At 63.9% G+C, this 7,154-nt stretch carries 6 protein-coding genes; all 6 read left to right on the top strand.

Annotated elements, in window-relative coordinates:
* Positions 1 to 148 precede the first annotated feature (148 nt).
* The 6 genes from ACO550_RS23365 (at position 149) to ACO550_RS23340 (ending at position 7,145) form a co-directional block, all read left to right on the top strand.
* Positions 149 to 1,774: an ABC transporter substrate-binding protein gene (locus ACO550_RS23365; RefSeq protein WP_315594456.1), complete on the top strand. Its 1,626-nt coding sequence runs from the start codon at positions 149 to 151 to the stop codon at positions 1,772 to 1,774.
* A 3-nt stretch (positions 1,775 to 1,777) separates the two neighbouring features.
* The gene (locus ACO550_RS23360) at positions 1,778 to 2,779 is read left to right on the top strand and encodes an ABC transporter permease (RefSeq protein ID WP_315594455.1); all 1,002 of its coding nucleotides are present in this window, start codon (positions 1,778 to 1,780) and stop codon (positions 2,777 to 2,779) included.
* Complete coding sequence (locus ACO550_RS23355) at positions 2,776 to 3,666, top strand: ABC transporter permease subunit (protein WP_315594454.1); 891 nt, start codon at positions 2,776 to 2,778, stop codon at positions 3,664 to 3,666. Before ACO550_RS23360 ends, ACO550_RS23355 begins: the two co-directional genes overlap by 4 nt.
* Before the next feature lie 3 nt (positions 3,667 to 3,669).
* Positions 3,670 to 4,677 (top strand): oligopeptide/dipeptide ABC transporter ATP-binding protein, encoded by a 1,008-nt coding sequence (locus ACO550_RS23350; RefSeq protein ID WP_315594453.1) that lies wholly within the window; start codon positions 3,670 to 3,672, stop codon positions 4,675 to 4,677.
* On the top strand, positions 4,674 to 5,621 hold the full coding sequence (locus ACO550_RS23345; protein ID WP_315594452.1) for an oligopeptide/dipeptide ABC transporter ATP-binding protein: 948 nt from the start codon (positions 4,674 to 4,676) through the stop codon (positions 5,619 to 5,621). The genes ACO550_RS23350 and ACO550_RS23345 overlap by 4 nt, the downstream gene beginning before the upstream one ends.
* Before the next feature lie 348 nt (positions 5,622 to 5,969).
* A complete protein-coding gene (locus tag ACO550_RS23340; RefSeq protein WP_315594451.1) occupies positions 5,970 to 7,145 on the top strand; it encodes an ABC transporter substrate-binding protein in 1,176 nt (391 codons plus the stop codon).
* The last annotated feature ends 9 nt before the right edge of the window (positions 7,146 to 7,154 follow it).

Raw genomic sequence — 7,154 nt, 5'->3', positions numbered from 1 at the left:
CGCGCTATCCTTCCTCGCCCTGAAGGACGAGGTTTGACGCGCATTTCCGATCAAACGCGATAGCAAAGAGGAAATCCTTCGTTCGCGGCGCGGCAGGCTGTCTCTAGACTCGATGGCTGTCACCTTCAGCCAACCCTGCCGCATCACCATGAACCGTCGCGATTTCCTTGCTGCTTCCACGCTGTTCTCCATCGGGGTACCGTTCTCTGCCGATGCCCTCGCCGAAACCGCTGCTGCCGTCGCAGCACAAGGCGCACCTGTGCGCGGCGGTGTTCTCAACGTTGCGGTCTCGCCAGAGCCTACGCTGCTGACCTCGGCGTTCATTACGACGATGAACATTGGCCAGGTGTCGAGCAAGGTTCTGGAAGGGCTTGTCGCATATGACCTCAACCTGCGTCCGGTGCCGGCGCTGGCCACCTCGTGGAAGACCTCCGCCGATGGGCTGACCACGACGTTCCAACTGCGCAAGAACGTGAAGTGGCACGATGGCAAGGATTTCTCTGCCGCCGACGTCCAGTACACGCTGCTCGAGGTATGGAAGAAGCTCCATCCGTTTGGCCGTGCCGCTTTCGCCAATGTCACGGCCGTTGACACGCCCGACCCGCACACGGTCATCATCCGGCTGTCCTCGCCGGCACCCTATCTCATCAACTACATCAACACCTACGGTGCGCAGATCCTGCCGCGCCACCTTTACGAAGGCAAGGACGTGCTGAGCAACCCGCTCAACAACGCGCCTGTTGGCACTGGCCCGTTCGTGTTCAAGGAGTGGGTCAAGGGCAGCCATGTGCGGCTGGAACGCAATCCAAACTACTGGCAGAAGGACCAGCCATACCTGGACGGCATCGTCTTCAAGTTCATCCCTGATGCTGCGGCGCGTACCGTGGCGCTCGAAGCCGGTGAGATCGACGTAGCGCTCGGTTCCAGCATTCCGCTGTCCAACCTGGGGCGCTTCCAGGACAAGCAGCGCTACCGCATCAATACCGACGACGGCCGCTATCTGGCAACGATCTTCCTGACCCAGTTCAACGTACGCAAGCCCTACTTCGCCGACCGCCGCGTGCGGCAGGCGCTGGCCTATGCGATCGATCGCAATGCGCTGCTCAAGGTGGTGTTCCTCGGCTATGGCAAGGCGGCGACCGGGCCGGTACCGTCGTCGGTGGTCAACTACTACTCGCCCGATACACGCCAGTACCCGTTCGATGTCAAGAAGGCCGCGGCCCTGCTTGACGAGGCCGGCTACAAGCCGGGCAAGGATGGCAAGCGGCTACGCATCACGCTCGACTACGATGGTGGCGGCGGTGTCACGGCAAGCCGGCCGGCTGAGTTCATCAAGCAGTCGCTGGCGCGCGTGGGCGTTGACGTTGAGCTACGCGCCGGAGACACGGCCACCTACCTGCGCCGCGTGTTCACCGATCAGGACTACGACCTGATGATCTCCAGCCTGCACCGGCTGCCGGACCCCACACTGGGCGTGCAGCGGCTGTTCTGGACCAAGAACATCATCAAGGGCGCACCATGGACCAATGGCTCGGGCTATTCGAACCCCGAACTCGACCGCATCATGGAGGCGGCTGGCCGCGAGGCCGACGAGGGCAAGCGCAAGACACTGATCAAGCAATGGCAGCAGATCGTGCAGGACGACGTGCCAGTGCTCGACCTGGTCGAACAAACCTGGGTGACGGTCTCCACCGCGCGGTTCCGCAAGAGCACGGCGCAGGGTGACGGGCTGTTCGCATCGTATGCCGATGCGTGGCTGACCCCCAGGGCGTAGGCGATGCGCGGCCGCCCCGCCCTCGCGTTCCTGCGCCAACGGCTATTGCAGGTGGTGCCAGTGGTGCTCGGCATCGCACTGATGAACTTTGTCATCCTGCAGCTTGCCCCAGGCGATGTGGTCGACGTGCTGGCCGGCGAGGCCGGCGCGGCGACACCCGAGACCATGGCGCAGTTGCGCGCAAGTTTCGGACTCGACCAACCGCTGTGGCTGCAACTGGTGCACTACCTGAAACAGATCGCCACGCTCGATCTCGGTTTCTCGTACCGGCAGAACATGCCGGTGCTCGACCTGATCATGAACCGTCTGCCGGCCACGCTGCTGTTGATGGTGCTGGCCATGGCCATCGCGCTCGTGCTCGGGGTTGGCCTGGGCGTGCTGTCTGCCGTGCGCGTGCATCGTTGGCCGGACCGGCTGGTTTCGCTGGCTACCCTCGTGGCCTATGCCATGCCCACGTTCTGGCTCGGGCTGATGGCAATCGTGCTGTTCTCCGCGCGGCTCAACTGGTTGCCCTCCGGCGGGATGACCGACGTCAGCGCGGCGTACACAGGGTTGGCCTGGTGGCACGATGTGGCACGTCATGCGGTGTTGCCGGCCTGCACGCTGGCAACGTTCTACCTGGCCGTCTACACGCGCCTCGTACGTACCGCGATGCTCGAACTCGACGGTGCGGACTTTGTTCGCACGGCGCGCGCCAAGGGCGCCGGCGAGATTCGCGTGACCGTGGTTCATGCGCTGCGCAACGCCCTACTGCCGCTGGTCACGATGGCCGGGTATCAGGTGGCTTCGCTGCTCAGTGGTGCTGTGCTGGTTGAATCCGTGTTCAGCTGGCCGGGCCTGGGCCGGCTGGCGTTCGAGTCCGTGCTGGCGCGCGACTTCAATCTATTGCTCGGCATCCTCTTGCTGAGTTCACTGTTGGTCACCGTCGTGAACATCTTTGTGGATCTGATCTACGCCGCCATCGACCCGCGCGTATCGGTCACTCGCGCCGGAGGCCGGACATGAATACCGCTGCCGCAGTCCTGTCGCAATGGATTCCCTCGCGCACGGCACCACGCGCGCTCTGGCGCGCCGCACGCAATCACCGTTCGATCACGCTCGGCGCGCTCCTGATGCTGGCAGTCGTGCTGGTGGCCCTGGCCGGCCCCTTCGTCTTTCCTGATGATCCCTGGGAGATGGCAGGTCCGCCAATGCTATGGCCTGGCGACGATCCGGCCTACCCGCTCGGCACCGACTTCATGGGCCGCGATCTGGCCACGGGCCTTGCCGCCGGTGCACGCGTGTCGTTGCTGATTGGCCTGGTCAGCACCACCCTGGCCGCGACGCTCGGTATCACCGTGGGCGCGTTGGGCGGGTACTTTGGCGGTCGCGTCGATGCAGCACTGATGCGGGTGACCGAGGTGTTCCAGACGGTACCAAAGTTCGTACTCGCCGTGGTATTGGTGGCGATCTTCAAGCCGTCGGTCACCACGGTGGTGTTGGCCATCGGCATCGTATCGTGGCCGGCCACGGCCAGACTGGTTCGCGCCGAGTTCCTGTCGCTACGCGGGCGCGAGTTCGTGCTGGCGGCCGAGACCATCGGCATGAGCCATCTACGGATCATCGTCACCCAGATCCTGCCCAACGCATTGCCACCGGTAATTGCCATGGCCACGCTGACCGTGGCAACGGCAATCCAGACCGAAGCGTCACTGGCATTCCTGGGGCTCGGCGATCCCAACGTCATGAGCTGGGGCACCATCATCGGCGGCGGCCGCGAGCAAGTGGCCGATGCCTGGTACATCTGCGGCCTGCCCGGCTTTGCCATCGTTTTGACGGTGCTGGCCTTCAACCTGATTGGCGATGGGCTCAACGATGCGCTGAATCCGCATCTGCGCCAACGACGGAGCTGACACATGACGCTGCTCGATGTACGTGGCCTGCGCGCCAGCTTTGCCACGGCGGCCGGGCCGATGACCGCCTTGCACGATGTGTCGCTGAAGATCGACCGCGGAGAAACACTGGCCCTGGTTGGCGAAAGCGGATCAGGGAAATCCGTTACTGCCTGCGCCATCCTTCGACTGCTGCCGCGTCGCGTGGCGCGCGTGACTGGCGGTCAGGTCCATTTCAATGGCACCGATCTGCTCTCGCTCGATGAGCGTGCGATGCAAGCCGTTCGTGGCAACCGCATTGCAATGATCTTCCAGGAACCGATGTCGGCGTTGAATCCGGTCATGCGCATTGGCGACCAGATCGTCGAGGCCATCCGCCTGCACCGGCGCACCAGCCATGCCCAGGCCGTGGCGCGGGCCATGGCACTACTGGAACAGGTTCGCATGCCTTCGCCGCGCGAGCGCGCCAACGACTATCCACACCAGTTATCCGGTGGCATGCGCCAGCGCGCGATGATTGCCATTGCACTGGCCTGCGAACCCGACCTGCTGATTGCCGACGAGCCGACCACGGCCCTGGACGTCACCACGCAGGCGCAGATCCTGGATCTGCTCAAGCGCCTGCAGGCAGAAACCGGCATGGCGATGCTGTTGATCACCCATGATCTTGGCGTGGTGGCCGAGACTGCCGACCGCGCGGCGGTCATGTACGCCGGCCGGATCGTCGAGCAAGGCCCGGTCGATGCGCTGCTGGCACGACCATCGCACCCCTACACTGCCGGCCTGCTCGCTTCGCTGGCCATCGAAACGCTACCGCCCGGCGCCCGTCTGCCGGAAATACCGGGAACCGTGCCACAGTTGTCAGCCATGCCGGCTGGCTGCGCCTTTGCGCCGCGCTGCGGCTACGCGACGGCCCAGTGCGGTGTGGATGTTCCAGAGCTCCGGCCAACGGATCACGGGCGCGTGGCTTGCCACGCACCGCTGCGCTACGTGGTGCAGCACGCATTCGAGCCCGAGGAGGCAGCCGCATGAGCACGCCATTGCTGGCATTGGAAAACGTATCGCGCCACTATCGCACAGAGGCGGGTATCGTCCGCGCGCTCGATGGCGTCTCGCTCAAGGTGGAACGGGGGCAGACTCTGGGGCTTGTGGGTGAAAGCGGCTGTGGAAAATCAACGGTCGCGCGCGTGGCCATGCGGCTGACCGACGTCGACGAAGGCGAGGTCCGTCTCGATGGCGCAGACATCGCCACCGCACGCGGTCGAGCGCTCGATGCAGTACGCCCCCGCATGCAGATGGTGTTCCAGGACCCCGCCGCGTCGCTGAATCCGCGCGCAACCATCGGCAAGACGCTTGAGGCGCCGCTGATCGTGCATCGGCGTGGTGACGCCAAGGCAAGAAGGGCCAGGGTGTCGGACATGCTGCGCAAGGTGGGCCTGCATCCTGATATGGCCAGACGGTTTCCGCATGAGCTATCCGGGGGGCAGCGCCAGCGCGTGGCCATTGCCCGTGCGCTGATGCTGGACCCGGAGCTGATCGTCTGCGACGAAGCCGTATCAGCACTGGACGTCTCGGTGCGTGCACAGGTCCTGAACCTGCTGCTCGACCTGCGCGAATCGCTGGGTATCGCCTACCTGTTCATTTCCCATGATCTGGCCGTGGTTCGCCACATGTCCGACCGCATCGCGGTCATGTACCTCGGGCAGGTCGTCGAACATGGACCACGCGACGCGGTCTGGCACGGTGCGCTGCACCCCTACACACGCGCATTGATTGCCGCCGCACCATCGGCACGCGCGCAAGCCGGCAAGCGCCCCCGGGTGGTCATCGAAGGCGAATTGCCGAGCCCGCTGGATCCACCGACAGGTTGCCGCTTCCACACCCGGTGTCCCCAGGCGACTGACCGGTGCAGGGAGACTGCACCGGTTCTACGACAGCAAGGCGACGACCACTGGGTGAGTTGCCATCTGGTCTGACGCATCGGGCTAAACCCGCCGCAACTTCGCCATGCGCATTTGCGGCGCATGGATGCACGCTTGCGGTGCCGGCGGCACGGGCTCCTTGCCTCGATTGGACCGCCAACCCCGGGGCAACCGCCCGATTCCGTCGTCCTCCACCGCCCATTTTCCCCGCCTTACCCCCCAAAAGTATTACGGGTTATCGCCCGTTGCCGCCTGGCATGTCTGTTGCATAGCATTCAAGTGACTTGAATTTGGTGCAGAGAGCTTTCAAGAAAGCCTCCCGGCGACGGTCGACGCCTTGCATCGGTTCGGTCCCATCCGGGCTTGCCGCCCGTCCGACATGTCATGCATAGGGGAATCAGAGTGCTGAAGAAACACACTGCGGCTGCTGCCGCGATGGCCGCCGCGGCTACCGGAATGGTCCTGCTGTCCGCGCCGGCGCAAGGCAAGGAAGTGGTCAAGATTGCGTTTGTTGGCCCGCTGACGGGCGGGGTCTCTTCGATTGGCCTGGGTGGCCGCAATTCCGCCGATCTGGCCGTGCGCCTGCGTAATGCTGACCCGAAGGCCAAGTACACCTACGAACTGGTGGTGCAGGACGACGAATGCCGCCCGAACGTGGGCGTGCAGGTTGCGACCAAGATCGCGGCGGACAAGTCCATCGTTGGCGGCGTTACCCACTTCTGCTCGGCCGTGGCCATGGGCACGGTGGGCGTCTACAGCCGCTTTGGCATGCCGGCCGTGGTGTGGGGCGCGGTCCTGCCCGAAGTCACGTACGGCAACAACTTCAAGGAGATCCATCGTGTCAACGGCACGATGATCAACCAGAGCGAAGTGGCGGCCAAGTTCATGACCGGCCTGGGCTACAAGAAGTGGGCGATCATCCACGACACCACCGACTACGGCAAGGGCCACAACAAGTACTTCAGCGAATTCCTGAAGAAGGACGGTGGCACGATCGTCGGCACGTTTGGCGTGACCGCCGACCAGCAGGATTTCACGACCGAACTGACCAAGATCCGTGAACTGAAGCCGGACGTGGTGTACTTCGGCGGTCTCACACCGCTGGGCGTGCGCATCCGCACGCAGATGGAAAAGCTCGGCATCAAGGCCCAGTTCGAAGGCACCTCGGGTATCAAGTCCGATGCCTATATCGAGGGCGTGGGCAAGCCGCTGTCCGAAGGTTCGCTGGCCTTTATCGAAGGCGCGCCGGTCGAGAAACTGGCGGGTGGCCAATTGTTCATGGAACGCTACACGCAGCAGAAATACGGCGAACCGCCTGAAGCATACGGCCCGTTCGCGTACGCCGCCGCCAACCTGATCATGGACGCCGTCGAAAAGGTCGGCCCAGATCGCAAGAAGGTGCGCGATGTACTGAACGGTACCAAGGATGTCGACACGGTCATCGGCAAGGTCACGTTCGACGACCACGGCCAGAACGTGGTGCCGCTGATCACCAAGTACGTGGTTGAAGACGGCAAGTGGGTCATCTGGGAAGACAGCACGTACGGCAAGGGCAAGAAGAAGCTGGCCGGACTGTAAGCATGGCGC

The organism is Cupriavidus sp. (genome assembly GCF_057315035.1).
This window is presented reverse-complemented; position numbering and strand designations above follow the sequence as displayed.

Bases quoted from the DNA above. Each gene is read 5' to 3' on its own strand.
- ACO550_RS23345 (WP_315594452.1), top strand. From the start codon at position 4,674: ATGAGCACGCCATTGCTGGCATTGGAAAACGTATCGCGCCACTATCGC.
- ACO550_RS23355 (WP_315594454.1), top strand. From the start codon at position 2,776: ATGAATACCGCTGCCGCAGTCCTGTCGCAATGGATTCCCTCGCGCACG.
- ACO550_RS23365 (WP_315594456.1), top strand. From the start codon at position 149: ATGAACCGTCGCGATTTCCTTGCTGCTTCCACGCTGTTCTCCATCGGG.
- ACO550_RS23360 (WP_315594455.1), top strand. From the start codon at position 1,778: ATGCGCGGCCGCCCCGCCCTCGCGTTCCTGCGCCAACGGCTATTGCAG.
- ACO550_RS23350 (WP_315594453.1), top strand. From the start codon at position 3,670: ATGACGCTGCTCGATGTACGTGGCCTGCGCGCCAGCTTTGCCACGGCG.